Raw genomic sequence first — 15,313 nt, 5'->3', positions numbered from 1 at the left:
CGGGTCGCGCTATATCGTCCGGGGAAGCTACTCAGCCACCTGCCTAGTCGCAAGCCAAGTTCCCATAACATCACCTTTCTCACCGTCGCTCGTACTTCGACTTGCGTCTCAGCCCTCAACCTGCGGAGCTACCCTTGAAATGCGCAAATACATCGGCGATGATTTCGCTTGAGCCAAGCGGAGATCCAAAATCCCAACAGCACCGCTTGTGCTGCCAAAGAGGTAAATTCTGTGGATGAAAAAACTGATGCAGTAATCCGTACTATCGATCACTTAGTGCGTAGCACAGCGGCTGCGATGCTTGATGATAGGATGTACGCAGATTTGGAGGGGTTTTGCTCGGATGCGCGGGATGCTGCGGAGCGCGGAGACCTCGAGAAGGCACATAGGCTTCTACATTATGCTCAGACTTTCATAGAGGAAGAAAACTCGGCATCAGGCACCGAGTGAACGATTTGTGTGGTTGCCGCCTCTGACGTATCCGTCCGGCGTGGCTGCTGTTGACGTTCGGGTCGGCTCCCAATTCCAGGGTGCAAGTTCGTCGAGGTGGTCGATCTTGTGATCGGCGATGCAGGTGAGAACCCAGGTGAGCCAGGTTTCGGGGTCGACCCCGTTCATTCGGGCCGTTTCGATGAGGGTGTAGGCAATCGCTGCTGCCTTTCCGCCGCCGTCGGATCCCATGAACAGATAGTTCTTTCTTCCAAGAGTCAGCGGCCTGATTGACCGCTCTCAGATGTTGTTGTCCAACTCCAGCCGGCCGTCATCGAGATAGGCCCGTGCCTATGGAGTGCCCCCCTTACACGCTTGATGTTTATGATAACAACGAACTCGCTACTGGCGACTGACCCTCCCCGCAGTCACTTCGTGGTCAATTGGGTGGGCGCAGTGGCCCTCGGATCATTCGATAGGCGACAGCCATGGCATGCCGGCGAATGTGCTTGTGTTCGTCCACGCCACTCAGCGAAACGTCCAACCACTCTTCGACGGCCTTTTCCGTAACAGGCATTCCTTGTGCGGTCAGGCCCAGAACAGCTTCGATCGCAGCCGTGTAACCGGCTTTCGTTTCTTCTGTGTCGTCCCAGTTGAACATCGTCTTCGCTCCCCCCGCTCACGCTGATCCGCCGTCGGGCGGAGGCGTCGCGTTGACTACTGTAAAGAAAATGTGACAGCTTGCGTGCAAGTATCAAGATGTTTTGGGGGGGGGCGACAAATAGATACGATTCCACAGGTTTTGCCGATTTTCGGGCTGTTCGGCATCTTGGCATGCTCCGCATTTCTGATAGTTCGGATCGCGACCGTCTACGTGTCCGGGAGAGTGCATCGGGTGCGGGCGTCGGTAGAACTCCTAGCTTTCCTGGCGATCATCTATTTCCTGATCGGCCCTGTCCTGAACTGGCTTGGTGACGACGATCTCGCTGGCGCCCTTCAAAGGGCAGTCATGTCTGCTGCCGCCGTCTGTATCGCTTTCCTGCTCAACGGGATAATCCGCACAGTGCTCTGGGATGGATTGCTCTCGGACCACGGCCAGCGCCAGGTGCCTGTTATCGTGACCGAAGGTGTCGGGCTTGCGATATATCTCACCGCGATCGTTCTCGTGATGCATTTTGTCTATGACGAGCCAATCGGAGGGTTGCTGGCCACGTCCGGCGTGGTCGCGCTTGTCCTTGGTTTCGCGGCACAATCCACCTTGAAGGAGGTCTTCTCCGGGGTTGCCCTGAATGCCACCCAAGCTTTGCACATCGGCGATTACGTCGAGATAGATGGTGTTTATGGACAGGTCTATGAGATCAACTGGCGTTCGATCTCGGTCAAGAACCCCCATACGGACTCCTTGTATATCTTCCCAAACAGTGGCGTTGCCGATCGAACAATTCTGAACTTCAGCGAACCGACCGAACGCTTCAAATACTATGTGCGCTTTATCGTGGAGCTTTCCGCTCCGCCCGAACTTGTCATGCGCGCCATCGCCCACGAACTTGAGAAATCGAGGTATGTTCGCCGCGAGCCGAAGCCCGACTTCAACATGCTTGGATATACCAAGGAAGGTATCGAAATCCGCATTCGATACTATTTCGATGGTGACGATCCGTGGTGGGACGCGCAGAACGAAATGATCATGGCGATCTGGACCGCGATGCGGAAGCACCGGTTGCGGATTTCCGTCAATCGCCACCTGCTGGGCTCAGGAGACGAGTGGAGCGAACTGGACCAGCGCCAGGAAGTAGATTTTGGCGTCGAGAGCGTTCTTGGCGTTCTGCGCCGCTCGAAGAACTTTTCGGGCTGTAGTAATAAATCGCTTTTCGAGCTGGCTTCGACTGCCAGTGTTCTGTCTCTCAACCCGCCGGGGCGCTTTTTTGAACCGGGCGCAGCGACTGATGGGCTATTCCTTGTTCTGGATGGTCACGTCGCACTGTATCGGAAGGTACCGGGGCGCGGAGACTCGGAAATCAAGATCGAAGGCTGCTGTGCCGGTGATGTTTTCGGCCTTCAAAGCTTCATTGAGCGAACCGACCGGAAGCTTCTTGCTCAGGCGGAGCAGTATTCCGTGGTCGCGCATCTGTCGGAAGACGCGCTGCGCCGGCTGATTGACGACCACCCCGAATTGCAGGCGATGCTGGAAACAGACCTTTCGGTCCGGAGGGCTCAGAGAGAAAAGGACGCGGAGGCCGCGCAACGGCAGTTTCTGGCAACTCTATATGCGGATGAACGCCGCAAGCTCTCCGAAGACATCCGTCAGAATGTCGATGAGATGCTGGAGCGCCCCGCCCTGCACCATTTCCTGAGCCTTCTTTCCTCAAAGGTTCGACACGAGGATGTCCTGACCGCGACGATGGCAGGGGCGGCGATCGTTGCCGCATGCCGGGGGGGCAGTGATCAGCAGGAGGAGGCCTATCTCAGGCGCGCGATGGCAGAGGCCGACCTGCTCAGGCATATGGACCTTGAACATGGCCTGGATCTGTTCCGAACATACACAAGTATGGACGACGTGAGTGCCCCGGACGGCGAAGTCTTTGCCATGCTCGACCGGGCCAGCGAGATGAAAGGCGGGCCGAATATCGTGCAAGCCGTCGCCGTGGGGATGACCGGCGTTCACGGCGAACCAACACAAAAAGAACTTCAAGCACTTCGTGCGATATCGAAGCGAACCGGGGTCGAAGTGCCGCGTTGGGCGAGAGAGATCAAAGGACAGCAGGATGGGGAATGAGGCAGTGAAATCTGGTCTGGTTTTCACGATCGGGCTGACTGGACACCGGGATATACGCCCTGATGCTTTGGCACAGGTTCGGGACGCGATCCGGACGGAACTTGAGGCCTTGAAGGCGCGTTTTTCAAACCTTCCGATCGAACTTGTAACCGGCCTGGCCGACGGGGCGGATACCCTGGCAACAGAGGTTGCGCTGGAGATCGGCCTTCCTGTTCGCGCGGTGCTGCCTATGCCAAGGGCGCTCTACGAGGCCGATTTTGAAGGGGCGGCGCTGGAGGATTTCAAGCGACTTGCAGAAGACGAACGAGTCGTGATCGAGAAACTCCCCCTTCCGCCCGGTGAAACAGCAGACCTGCAGGTTCACGGTCCGGCGCGGGATGCATTGTATGGACGATTGATGGACTACCTCGTGCGTCGCTCCAACGTGCTTGTTGCCCTGTGGGATGGCGAAGTGACCGGCCTGACAGGCGGAACGTCCGATGTGGTTGTACGGTATCTTGCGAATTCCGATATTCAGGCCGACGAGGCCAGGCCACATGAGATATTCGATGACGCAGACCTTGCCGAGGATCGCACGGATCTGGTCGTCTGGATCAAGACACCACGGCAATCCGGTGACCCTCACAGCGCCAAAGTCGATACCAACTATCTGGTTCAGGCCGGCACCACGGGTCTTCTTTGCCGCCTGTCAGCCATACCTGAAACCGTTCTCCAACGTTGGGATGAGTTCTCAGAATATGCTTCCGAGCGGAATTCTGATCTCGGTTCAGACTTGCCAGCCTACCCGATCTCTGTGCCCGAAGATGCCGAGATTGCAGAGATAACCGCATCGATCGATGCTGATTTCGTCCGGGCCGATCAATTGGCCTTGATAAACCAACGCCAATCGGATCGCCTCTTTAAGCTGTTCGGTCTGATGGCCGCCATGATGGGACTGACCTTTCTTCTGTACGCAAAGATTGCTGCGCTGAAATGGTTCCTGATCGCCTATATTCTTCTTTTCGCAGCTGGCTATGTCCTGTTCGAGATCGGCGCCCGCCGGGGATGGTTTGGTCGTCACTTGGCCTTTCGTGCCCTTGCCGAAGCCTTGCGCGTGCGTTTTTTTATCGTTCTTTCGGGCAGTGGCGACGCGTTTGAAACCCGCTACCTGTTGAGGCTCACCAGCATAGAGCGCTTCGCACGGTTCGGATGGATACGCGATGCGATCCGCTGTACCGAGCCACTGACCTACGAAAGCGACGTCCCCACCCGGCGACGCATCGCCGAAACCACGGAGCGTTGGGTCAAGGACCAATCCGCCTATTTCCACAAGAAACACCGCCAGCTTCACCATGAGCACGAGCGCTTGGAAGTAGTTAAGAAAGTGCTGTTTCTGGCTGCGTTCCTCGGAGCGGTGTCACTCTTGTTCTTCAAGAAGTCGCTCTACCACTTTCATATTGGTGAACTCGACGGCAAAACCCTGGTCGTCTTCCTGATGGGGCTTTTGCCGCTTTGGTTGGCGATTTGGGAAATCTATCAGACGAAAATGGCCATACGGGAGTTGCTTTGGCAATACGCCAACCAAGGAACCCTGTTCGAGATGGCCGAAAAACGTCTGGAGGCTACTTCTGACCCCACTCACGCTCAAGATGTAATTGGCGACCTCGCCGAGCGGTCGCTCATGGACGTGGTTCAGTGGAGCACACACCGCTATCACCGCGAACACGAACCACCTTCAGCAGGATGACCACGACAATCCAAAGAGCCAATCAGGAGTTTGCGGAGAGGCTTTCAAAGCTTCGTCACGATATCCGGACACCGGTCGGGCATATCATCGGCTATGCAGAGATGATCGAAGAAGATCTGCCGCCGGAGCTTTTGAAATCCTTTTCCGGAGACCTCCAGGCGATCCAGAACGCCGGCCAAAGGATGCTGGCGCTGGTCGAGGATCACCTCGGCGCCACAAAGGAGACAATCGAGGAAATTAACGTCTCCGAGGCACAGTTCCAGTTTCGCCTGCAACTCAACCATGTCAACGGCTATGCGGAGATCATCTTTGAAGAGGCTGTAGAAACCGACAACGAGGAATTGACCTCGGATCTCAGGCATATCACCGCCGCTGCACGGGTGGCACTGGAGCTTGCCGACAACATTCCAGGGGCGTTGCTTTCAAGACGCTGTTCTGACACCCCTAAACCAGCTTCGATTGAAAACGGGACTGTTGAGCGCGAACCCGCTCTGGTCACTAGCCAGATCGGACAAGGCGGAGAGATCATCGTCGTGGATGACGACCCGGCCAACCGAGAGCTGCTTGCTCGGCGTGTAAAGCGAATGGGATACTCCGCAAAGACAGTCGCCAGCGGCGAGGAGGCACTTGTTCTTCTTGAAACGGAAAGGTTCGACCTGATCCTGCTGGATTACATGATGCCTGGACTTTCTGGCCTCGAGACCTTGCAGAAACTGAAGAACTCAGCGCGCCTAAGAACGATCCCGGTAATCATGTTGTCGGCGTCCGATGATATCAGCAAGATGGTGGATTGCATCTTGCATGGCGCAGAGGACTACATCTTCAAACCGTTCAACCCGATCCTTCTTCAGGCCCGGATCAGCGCCTGCCTCGAAAAGGTCCGGCTACGTCAGAATGTTTCCAGGCAGTTCCGATTGTTTATATCTTCGCCCGGGGATGTCATCCCAGAGAGGCGCGTGGCAAAGGCGGTAATCGGACGCCTGAATGAGGAGTTCTTCGGTCGGGCTTTCCTGATCCCGATTCTTTGGGAGGAGGAACCACTGCTCGCATCCGAAACGTTTCAGGCACAAATTCATCCACCGCGCGAGACTGAGATCTACGTCGGAATTCTTTGGTCACGGATCGGCTCACCTCTGCCGGAGTCCATCGTCCGGCCGGATGGAACGCGCTATGAATCCGGAACGGCCTTCGAATTCGAAGATGCGCTTGAGGGGTTCAAGGATGTCGGCTCACCGGATATGCTGATCTATCGAAAGCAAGGTGCGCCGACCTTGTCATTGCAGGATCGCGACATGGTCCTCGATCGCCTCGACCAGATTGACCGGCTGAACGCCTATCTTGACCGTTGGTTGATTGGCGAGGACGGATCCTACGTCGGCGCATTTCACAATTTCGAAACAGAAGACCAACTTGAGACGATGCTCGAGTTGCATCTCCGCAAGCTCGTGGAGGCACGGCTATCCGATGGCCCCGCAAAAGAGAGAATTTCGGGGATAGTGGACGAGGCGGGCAACACCCGGACGGCGGACTGAATGAAACACGCGGGAGGCGAGGTATGGCAAAAATACTTCTGGTCGAAGACAACGAAATGAACCGGGACATGCTGTCTCGGCGTCTCAAGAAGAAGGGCTTTGACGTCGTCATGGCATTTGACGGGCAACGCGGGGTTGAAATGGCCTCGGAAGAAAGCCCGGATATCATTCTGCTGGATATGAGCTTGCCGGTCATGGACGGATGGGACGCGGCCGGGCACATGAAGGCAAATAGTACAACGAAAACCATCCCGATCATCGCGCTGACCGCCCATGCCATGGCTGGCGACAGGGACAAGGCGATTGGTGCAGGTTGCGACGACTACGACACGAAGCCCGTCGATTTCAAACGGCTTTTGGAAAAAATTGAGAAATGGCTGAACTCGCAGGTGTGATCCGATCCATGAGAGACAACCTTGAACGGAATTGTTGATGAACGAAGTTGATTTGCTCTGGATGGTCCTCGCAAGCGCCCTTGTCTTTCTGATGCAGGCGGGGTTCCTGTGCCTGGAAACCGGGATGACCCGTTCGAAGAACAGCATCAACGTCGCCATCAAGAACCTTGCCGATTTCTGCCTATCGACTTTCGTGTTCTGGGGAGTTGGGTTCGGATTGATGTTCGGCTTGAGTCAAGGCGGCTGGTTCGGGACTGACTTGTTCGCTCTGGACCTCTCCGCATCCTCACCGTCTCTGGCCGTATTCTTTCTGTTCCAGGTCATGTTCTGCGGCGCCGCGGTAACGATCCTTTCGGGCGTAGTGGCAGAGCGCATGAAATTCGGCGCTTACCTCTTCGTCTCGTTCATCGTGGCCGGGGTTCTGTACCCGATTGCCGGACACTGGACTTGGGCCGGGCTGGCCGGGTTTGGCGGGTCCGGCTGGCTTGCGGATCTGGGGTTTGTCGATTTTGCGGGCTCGACGGTTGTGCATAGTGTCGGCGGCTGGGCCGGACTGGCGCTCGTGTTGGTCGTCGGGCCACGCATTGGCCGGTTCGATCATGGAGCGAACAAATCCAAGATTGTGCCCTCGAGCATGCCGCTCGCCACTCTTGGCGCGATCCTTCTTTTTGTCGGATGGCTTGGGTTCAATGGCGGCAGCACATTGACGCTGAACGAAACCGTCCCAGGAATTCTCGTCAACACGGTGATCGGAGGATGCATCGGTGCGATATCCGCTGGCGGGTTGAGCTACGCCGTGAAGCACAGTCTCGACGTGGACCAGTTCATCAATGGAACGCTCGGCGGTCTCGTTGCGGTTACCGCAAATTGTTTTGCTGTTTCGACCGGCACGGCCGCCCTGATCGGTTTGGTTGGCGGAATGATCGTCTTCTTCTTCAGCCAGATCCTTGAGGGGTTGAAGATTGACGACGCGGTTGGAGCCATTCCTGTTCATCTGGGTGCCGGTATCTGGGGAACGATGGCAACGGGTCTCTATGGAGACCTAGAGACACTCGGCACCGGGCTGGGCCGACTGGAACAGATTGCTGTTCAGGCTCTTGGCGTGCTCGCATATGGCGTTTGGACGTTCGGTCTCGCTCTAATCGTCTTCTATCTTGGCAATCTGGTTTTTAGGTTTCGGGTTGATGCGGAGGGAGAGATCCTCGGACTCAACATTACCGAACACGGGATTAGACATGAGAGCGAGGTCATCCCCGCGGGGCCGCCATTGCTGGAGAGTGAAGCGTGAAGATCTTGCGCGCGGACCTTTATCGGGGCGAAAGGAGCGTTGCGGTCCGTTTCAGAGAGAACCGGCGATGGCTGGTGCTTTTCGGCATGGCAGCGTTTGGTGGCGCATTGGCAGCCCCCGTGCAGGCAATCTCGAAGGATATCCTGCCTGACGTGGGGCGAAGGCTCACCATTTCTGGCCGACAGAGAATGTTAATCCAGAGGTCTGGAAAGCTGGTCTGTCTTTCGCATCATAATCCGGATGCCCATCGGCTCCTCATGGCTGCTCGGGAGTCGATTGAACTGCACCAGAGATCACAGGCAGCACTCCGAGAGGGTGACATCGATCTGGGACTGGTTCCCGAAAACAACTCACAGATCCTGCAGGAATTGGACAGGGCCGAACAGCTATTCAATCCATTCGGCGCCGCAGTACTCGATGCCGTCGAAAGAAGAACAGTTGCGGCTGAGAACCTGGAGGCAATCGCAAAACTGAATGGTCCCGCGCTCGTCGCGATGGACAGGGCCGTCGCCGCGATCGAACGTGTCTACCGCAACCAGGATCTCTCGGAGCAACGAGCGATGTTGATCAACATCGCTGTTCGTCAAGGTATGCTCTCCCAAAGGCTGATGCTGCAACTATGTCTGAACAGGTTCAATCCGGCCGACGAGGATGTATTCGATGACTTGTTTCTCGCGATGAACAGATTCACTGTTTCGTTGAATATTCTGCGTCGAGTTTCCCCACAGAGCGTGCCTCCCGGGGCGCGGGAAAAACTCGTCAATACCCTCGAAGGGGCCGACGAACTCTGGAAAGAGCTCCGCATCGAATCATCACGAGCCACCCGGCGCATTTCGGGCCTGTCGGGCTCCGACATGCTGGAAATCGATCAGCGGTTCGAAGAATTGCTTAAGAAATCGAATGATGTTGCCCTGCTTCTCGAAGGAGCCGCAAAGTGACGGACGTTTCAAAAAAGACAAATGATGGAGACGAGAAATCCCACGGGTTGAGGATCGGAACCAAGCTTGCAGTCATTACTATTTTGATTTCTATGGTTGCAGTCAGCCTGTCGTCGCTTCTGGCCGGCAACACGTCAAATCAGGCCCTAAAATCCGCAGCTTTTGAACGTTTGACGGCGGTAAGGGAACTCAAGGCTCAACAGATCGAAGACTACTTCGCGCAGATCCGCCGCCAGCTGGCGTTTATCTCAGAAGACCGCTCCTTTAAGGTCGAGATCCAAAACCTTCGAAGCGGCCTCGTTCACCTGAGTACGGTCGTCGATCGGGCCGACACGGATCCGACGCCGGGCCTGTTGGATTTCTACGCCGAAGATTTCCTGCCCAAGTACCAAGAATCGGATGGCGCTGCAGAGAGCGATATTGATTTGCAGTCGCTCTTGCCGCGAGATTCCGCCGGAAAATTTCTTCAGGACCGGTACATGGTCAATCCGACCTCGCTGACTTCAAGCGTGGACGCATTTGGGCGTTCATTCTCCAAGATCGACACGGTTCTCAGTGAGTTCAAGGAACGCTTCGGATTCTATGACGTTCTCCTCGTCGAACCAACCCGGGGCCGCATTGTCCATTCCGTGGATCGCGAGATCGACTTCGGAACAAGCCTGTTTGACGGTCCGCACTCCGACACGCACCTTGCCCGCTCCGTGATTTCCGCTTTGGCAGGAAGACCCGGGGAAGTCGTACTGGCCGATTTCGAGCCGTTCCTTCCTTCCTATGGTGTTCCGACGGCCTTCGCGGCGATCCCGATCTACGACGGGCCTACCCTGCTTGCAGTGCTCGCCGTCGAGTTGCCGCTGACAGGCATCAACGCGATCATGACCTCGAACAAGGCCTGGAGCGACGTGGGGCTCGGCGCAAGTGGCGAAACCTATCTTGTCGGGCGAGATCTCATGCTCAGGAACCAGTCCCGGTTCCTGATTGAGGATCGAGAGAGATATCTGGAAATGATCACCCAGGTCGGCCTTCCAGAGGAGACAGTCGATCGGATCGCGCGGACAAACAGCTCCATCGGCCTGCAGCAGGTCGATACTGCCGGAACACGGGCCGCGCTGGCAGGACAGACTGGAACCGAGGCCTTCCCTGATTACCGCAATGTCGAGGTGCTCTCGTCCTATCGCCCTCTGGACCTTGCCGGCCTCGATTGGGTGATCATGAGCGAAATCGATCGTGACGAGGCGCTCGCGGATGCAGACAAACTGATTGACCGCCTCATCCTTGTGGCTTCGGTGATCTTGGCTTTTGCCATCTACGCATCCTACCTCTTCTCGATCTCCCTCACGAGACCTCTGCGGTCCCTTTCGTCGAATGCCGCAAGGTTGACGGCCGGCCGGTTCGACACGCCGATAAATCCGGAGACCAGAGATGAAATCGGGGATCTGGCGCGGAACTTCGAAACCTTGCGCTTGTCCATGATCAAATCGCTGGAAGACGTCGAACGCCAGAAAGAGACCCTCGAAAACACGGTCGCGGAACGAACCATCGAGCTCAATGATGCTTCGGCACAACTAGAGCTTGCGCTGTCGAAAATGTCGAACGGTATCTACATGCTCGATGGTGACATGAACTATGTCCTTGCCAACCAGCGTTACACGGAAATGTTTGGGATGCCTTCAAGGTTGGTAAAACCAGGCCAACCGGAAGAGGATGTCATTCGCTGGCACGCCGAGAACGGAGAATACGGTACTGGAGACACGGAGCAACTGGTACGCACACGGCTGGAAACTCTATCCGAAGGTCACTCGTCAACCGTTGTTCTTAACACCTTGGCTGGCCGAACGATTGAGATACGGACGACGCCAATCAGCGGAGGTGGGCTTGTCGGGGTCGCCACCGACATTACGACAATCAAGCGTAACGAAACCAAACTCCTCGAGCAGAATGAAAACCTGAAAGAGATTCAAGGTGAATTGAAGGCCAGCGAGCAACGCGTATCCAAGATCATCGAAGCGAGTCCGATCGGCATCATAACCATCGATCAGAAGGGCACCATCGAGACGTTCAGCTCTGCCGCGGAATCGATCTTCGGCTACTATCACGCAGACATTATCGGCAAGAATATCAAAATTCTTACGCCCAAGGAAATCGCCCTAGAGCACGATTTCTATCTGGAACGACGCACTCCGGGCCGCTCCTCCACCGTTGTCGGCCAACGGCGGATTGTTGATGGGATTCGCCGCGACGGGACGGTGTTCAAGCTGGAACTGCGGGTTGAAGAGGTGCAGGTCGGAGATAAAGTCTTTTACATCGGCATGGTCGAGGACATCACTGAGCGTCTCGAACTCGAGCGCCAAGCTGAACAGGCCCGCGAACAGGCGGAACTCGCCAACCAGGCCAAGAGTGCCTTCCTGGCCAACATGAGCCACGAACTCAGGACCCCGATGAACGCGATCATCGGCTATTCCGAAATGCTTGCCGAAGACGCCGAAGACGATGGGTTGGACGAGATGCTGGACGATCTCGGCAAAATCACAGCGGCCGGAAGACACCTGCTCTCGCTGATCAATGACATCCTCGACCTTTCCAAGATCGAGGCCGGGAAGATGGACCTGTTCCTCGAAGATTTCTCGGCTTCAGAGATCGCCCAGGATGTGGCCAGCACTGCCGCCAGTCTCATTGAGAAAAACTCCAACAAGTTGATCGTTGATATTGATCAGGACCTTGGGACGCTCCGTGGCGACGTCACCAAGATCCGGCAAATCCTTTTCAATCTCATCTCCAACGCAGCGAAATTCACCAGCGATGGCGCCATTACTCTTGAAGTAAAAACGACATCACTGAACATGGAGCCCGCCGTCCGGTTCGCTGTTTCCGATACGGGTATCGGCATTCCCGAAGACAAGCTCGAGCACATTTTTTCGGAGTTTTCGCAGGCGGACGAATCCACAACGCGCAACTACGGCGGCACTGGCCTGGGGCTTGCTCTGACAAAACGGTTCTGCGAACTCATGGGGGGGGCTATCCAGGTTGAGAGCAAGCTGGGGCAAGGATCGAGCTTCATCGTCACCCTGCCGACGCAAGTCGAGAAACAGCATCTTGGCTTGGAAGCCGAGGCAAAAATCTCCGATGTTTCGCCGGACAATCCTTTGCCTGAGAACGATGCAGATGCTCCGGACACAAAGCTGCCGGCCCTTGCTTTCCGCGGCAATTCGGTGCTGGTTATTGATGACGAGGCGACAGCGCGAGAGCTATTGAAGAAGCGTCTCGAGGCTGAAGGCTGTAATGTGATCCTTGCCTCTAGCGGCGCCGAAGGACTGGCCCTCGCGGAAAAGCATAAGCCGTCTCTCATCACGCTGGATGTCATGATGCCGGGGATGGATGGCTGGACGGTCCTTCGCCGCTTGAAGGCCGATCAGAACCTCAGTGATATTCCCGTCATTATGGTCTCAATGGTTGGGAACAAGGCGATGAGCTACTCACTCGGTGCCGTGGAATCGCTTCAAAAACCGGTTGATCGCGCAAAACTCTCTGAATTGATAAAAAAGTTTGCAACCAATACAGGCAAATCGGCTCTTGTGGTCGAGGACGACCCAGCAGCCCGTGCGACGATGATGAGGACCCTTCAAGCTGACAACTGGGACGTAGAAGAAGCCGAAAATGGCGAGATCGGGCTCGAGAAGACGAAGGAACGCAGTTTCTCCATCATTCTTCTGGATCTTATGATGCCAGTTGTGAATGGTTTCGAGTTTCTCGAACGGCTTAGGTCCAGCGATCATCCCTCCGCGGAAAGCCCTGTTATTATCGTCACCGCAATGCAACTGGACGCGTCTGAACGCAAACGCCTTCACGCCAATGCGCATGAGGTCGTTCAGAAGACAGGGGATAGCATCGAAGAGGTGCTGGAAGAGATCCTTGCCCTAATCCAAAACAGAGCCGAAAGCTTTGGAGCGAAGGAACAATGACCGACGATTTCCAATCCAACGTGACAAGTCCCATCGAGGCCCTCCGCGGCAGTGCCTCCGATTGGGATGCCTTCTTGGCAACTCGTCCGAACGTCGTTTCAGATTTTGTGGGTGCAGATCTGTCCGAAATCGATTTGGAAGGGCGAAACCTTTCCGGACAGAACTTTTCAGAGGCCGTGTTCTTTGAAAGTCGACTTTCACGCGCCAATTTGAAGCATGCCAACCTCAAGAACACGGATTTCTCTGGGGCCCAGATGTCCGCTGCGGGTCTCTACAAGGCAGATGCGACATCGGCGTCGATGATGTCTGCGGACCTGTCGGGAGCCGACCTGACCGAGGCGTCTCTGGCTGGTGCCGACCTTCGTGGGGCAAACCTCGCCAAGGCAGACCTAACCCGAGCCGATCTCAGAGGTGCCAACCTCTCCAATGTAGATTTGCGTGACGCTTGTTTGGCCAATTCCAATGTCACCGGCGCCAAGTTTCAAGCTGCAAGGTTGGAAGGCGCGAACGTTACTGGAATTACCTATGGAAGCCTCCGAGATATGCGCGGTTGTTATTTGGGAATCCGTGGCCTTGATTCCACATACGGCAACGCTCTTTTTTTGCGCGATGCGCGAGATCAAGATTACATTGACACATTAAAAAACTCTATCGAATCAATGCCCAATGGAGCAACGCGGACAACAGAAAAGTTCTTGTTCTGGATCTGGGGTCTTTTTGATTATGGCCGAAGTCTTGCAAAGGTTGGAATATACGCGTTCGTGATAGCTACAGTCTACGGAATTATTTATGCTTTTGATATGAATATGGGCTGGGGGATGATGGACTATTCAAACTCCGCCCAAAGTTGGTTCACGCCATTTTATTATTCCATGGTTACCTATACTACGCTCGGTTATGGAGACGTGACTGCAGAAAATGTACTGGGTGAAATTCTTGTAATTAGCGAAGTTGTGTTGGGGTATTTCACTCTCGGATTGCTTCTCTCCATAATTGCAAACACAATAGCGCGAAGGAGTTAAGGCCAGAACTATTGATTTCAGACTCAGTTTTCAGATTCTGGACAAAAACCTAGGCTCCAGACTTATTGATTTACAACCAGAACAAGCCAGTAGCCGCGAGCGCGATTGCTGAAAGGAATACCGTCGGGGATCTGTCGTAGCGGGTGGCAACGCGACGCCAGTCCTTCAGGCGCCCGAACATGATCTCGACCGACATTCCCCAGGTGGCATGCCACTTGATGCCAAGATCACCTGATTTCGCTTACTGATCATGACCTTCCCCCGCGATTAGGGCCGGTTTGATCTGGAATCTTCCGGTTGGGTTTCAGTGTTGAGCGGCAGCGTGGAGACCGCAAGAGTCTCAGGCGCTGGCGCGGTGGTTTTGATCAGGAACTCCGTTGGTGACAGGTAGCCGAGCGCCGAGTGTGGGCGCTTGGTGTTGTAGTGATTCCGCCATTGGCCGATTTCCTCACGCGCATGGCGTAGTGATCGAAACCAGTGAAGGTTTAGACATTCGTCCCGGAACTTGCCGTTGAAGCTTTCGACGAAGGCGTTCTGGACCGGTTTGCCCGGTTCAATGAACCGTAGGCGCACACCGGTCCGCTCTGACCAATCGAACATGGCCTTGCTGGTGCCCTCGGGCCCGTTGTCCAGAATGATCTCTTCCGGCAGGCCAACGCGCAGTGCCAGGTCATTGAGGAACCGAGCAACGCGCGCCCCAGGGATCGACACGTCGACGATCTGGCCGGGGCAGAACCGGCTGTGGTCATCGACGATGTTGAGCACACGAAACCGGCGGCAGTCAGCCAACTGGTCACTGACGAAATCCAATGACCATCTCTGCATCGGTCTTTCCGGCACCTGTGGCGCCACGCGATCCCGCCTGGGCAGCTTGCGACGCCTCTTGGTCCGAACCTGCAAGCCTTGCTCGGTGTAGAGCCGATATGTGCGCTTGTGGTTCACAACCAACCCTTCCCGGCGCAGCATCGCGTGCAACCGAAGATAGCCATAGCGGCGGTTCTCGGAGGCCAGTTCCTTCATGCGCTTAACAGCGGCTTCATCATCCCTTGGCATTGGCTGATACTGCTGCACCGACCGCGCCAGGCCAACGATCCGGCACGCGCGCCGTTCGCTGAAACCGCACTCTGTCATCAGAAAGCCCACGGCCCGTCGCTTCGCCATGGGCTTACCAATGTTTTTGCAGCAGATCCTTCATCGCCGACGGTGCTGTCATGTGTGGACGGCTCCGTTGGCGCAAGGGATGATTTGAGT

At 55.7% G+C, this 15,313-nt stretch carries 9 protein-coding genes and 3 pseudogenes; 8 read left to right on the top strand and 4 right to left on the bottom strand.

Annotation, left to right across the window (positions count from 1 at the left end):
* Nucleotides 1-435: 435 nt before the first annotated feature.
* A pseudogene (locus tag AX756_RS25345) lies at nucleotides 436-771 on the bottom strand (transposase domain-containing protein); the annotation flags it as partial.
* 97 nt (nucleotides 772-868) lie between these two features.
* Nucleotides 869-1,090 (bottom strand): hypothetical protein, encoded by a 222-nt coding sequence (locus AX756_RS23485; RefSeq protein ID WP_068317998.1) that lies wholly within the window; start codon nucleotides 1,088-1,090, stop codon nucleotides 869-871.
* Between the two features lie 141 nt (nucleotides 1,091-1,231).
* Here AX756_RS23485 and AX756_RS23480 point away from each other — a divergent pair, with 141 nt between their 5' ends.
* Genes AX756_RS23480 through AX756_RS23445 form a run of 8 tightly spaced genes read left to right on the top strand, consistent with a single transcriptional unit; the run spans nucleotide 1,232 to nucleotide 14,062 of the window.
* Nucleotides 1,232-3,205, top strand: a complete 1,974-nt coding sequence (locus tag AX756_RS23480; protein WP_156461652.1) for a mechanosensitive ion channel family protein — start codon at nucleotides 1,232-1,234, stop codon at nucleotides 3,203-3,205.
* Nucleotides 3,195-4,931, top strand: a complete 1,737-nt coding sequence (locus AX756_RS23475; protein WP_068317991.1) for a hypothetical protein — start codon at nucleotides 3,195-3,197, stop codon at nucleotides 4,929-4,931. Before AX756_RS23480 ends, AX756_RS23475 begins: the two co-directional genes overlap by 11 nt.
* Complete coding sequence (locus AX756_RS23470; protein ID WP_068317988.1) at nucleotides 4,928-6,463, top strand: ATP-binding response regulator; 1,536 nt, start codon at nucleotides 4,928-4,930, stop codon at nucleotides 6,461-6,463. Before AX756_RS23475 ends, AX756_RS23470 begins: the two co-directional genes overlap by 4 nt.
* A gap of 23 nt (nucleotides 6,464-6,486) precedes the next feature.
* Complete coding sequence (locus AX756_RS23465) at nucleotides 6,487-6,858, top strand: response regulator (RefSeq protein ID WP_068317985.1); 372 nt, start codon at nucleotides 6,487-6,489, stop codon at nucleotides 6,856-6,858.
* A 37-nt stretch (nucleotides 6,859-6,895) separates the two neighbouring features.
* Entirely contained in the window at nucleotides 6,896-8,146 is a 1,251-nt protein-coding gene (locus AX756_RS23460) for an ammonium transporter (RefSeq protein WP_068317983.1), read from the top strand.
* Nucleotides 8,143-9,084: a type IV pili methyl-accepting chemotaxis transducer N-terminal domain-containing protein gene (locus AX756_RS23455; RefSeq protein WP_068317980.1), complete on the top strand. Its 942-nt coding sequence runs from the start codon at nucleotides 8,143-8,145 to the stop codon at nucleotides 9,082-9,084. The genes AX756_RS23460 and AX756_RS23455 overlap by 4 nt, the downstream gene beginning before the upstream one ends.
* Entirely contained in the window at nucleotides 9,081-13,040 is a 3,960-nt protein-coding gene (locus tag AX756_RS23450) for a response regulator (protein WP_156461651.1), read from the top strand. The genes AX756_RS23455 and AX756_RS23450 overlap by 4 nt, the downstream gene beginning before the upstream one ends.
* Complete coding sequence (locus tag AX756_RS23445) at nucleotides 13,037-14,062, top strand: pentapeptide repeat-containing protein (RefSeq protein ID WP_068317974.1); 1,026 nt, start codon at nucleotides 13,037-13,039, stop codon at nucleotides 14,060-14,062. Before AX756_RS23450 ends, AX756_RS23445 begins: the two co-directional genes overlap by 4 nt.
* 70 nt (nucleotides 14,063-14,132) lie before the next feature.
* On the opposite strand, the pseudogene AX756_RS25890 reads toward AX756_RS23445, so the two are convergent.
* Nucleotides 14,133-14,252, bottom strand: a pseudogene (locus tag AX756_RS25890) (IS5/IS1182 family transposase); the annotation flags it as partial.
* 179 nt (nucleotides 14,253-14,431) lie between these two features.
* Nucleotides 14,432-15,223, bottom strand: a pseudogene (locus tag AX756_RS23440) (IS3 family transposase); the annotation flags it as partial.
* Nucleotides 15,224-15,313: the final 90 nt, after the last annotated feature.

The sequence above is a fragment of the Aliiruegeria sabulilitoris genome (assembly GCF_001558155.1).
Classification (GTDB): domain Bacteria; phylum Pseudomonadota; class Alphaproteobacteria; order Rhodobacterales; family Rhodobacteraceae; genus Tropicimonas; species Tropicimonas sabulilitoris.
The sequence above is the reverse complement of the archived record's forward strand: the minus strand, read 5'-3'. Positions and strand labels throughout refer to the sequence as shown.

Excerpts from the sequence above, each read along its gene's own strand:
- AX756_RS23485 (WP_068317998.1), bottom strand. The coding sequence starts at position 1,090 with ATGTTCAACTGGGACGACACAGAAGAAACGAAAGCCGGTTACACGGCT.
- AX756_RS23475 (WP_068317991.1), top strand. The coding sequence starts at position 3,195 with ATGGGGAATGAGGCAGTGAAATCTGGTCTGGTTTTCACGATCGGGCTG.
- AX756_RS23470 (WP_068317988.1), top strand. The coding sequence starts at position 4,928 with ATGACCACGACAATCCAAAGAGCCAATCAGGAGTTTGCGGAGAGGCTT.
- AX756_RS23465 (WP_068317985.1), top strand. The coding sequence starts at position 6,487 with ATGGCAAAAATACTTCTGGTCGAAGACAACGAAATGAACCGGGACATG.
- AX756_RS23460 (WP_068317983.1), top strand. The coding sequence starts at position 6,896 with ATGAACGAAGTTGATTTGCTCTGGATGGTCCTCGCAAGCGCCCTTGTC.
- AX756_RS23445 (WP_068317974.1), top strand. The coding sequence starts at position 13,037 with ATGACCGACGATTTCCAATCCAACGTGACAAGTCCCATCGAGGCCCTC.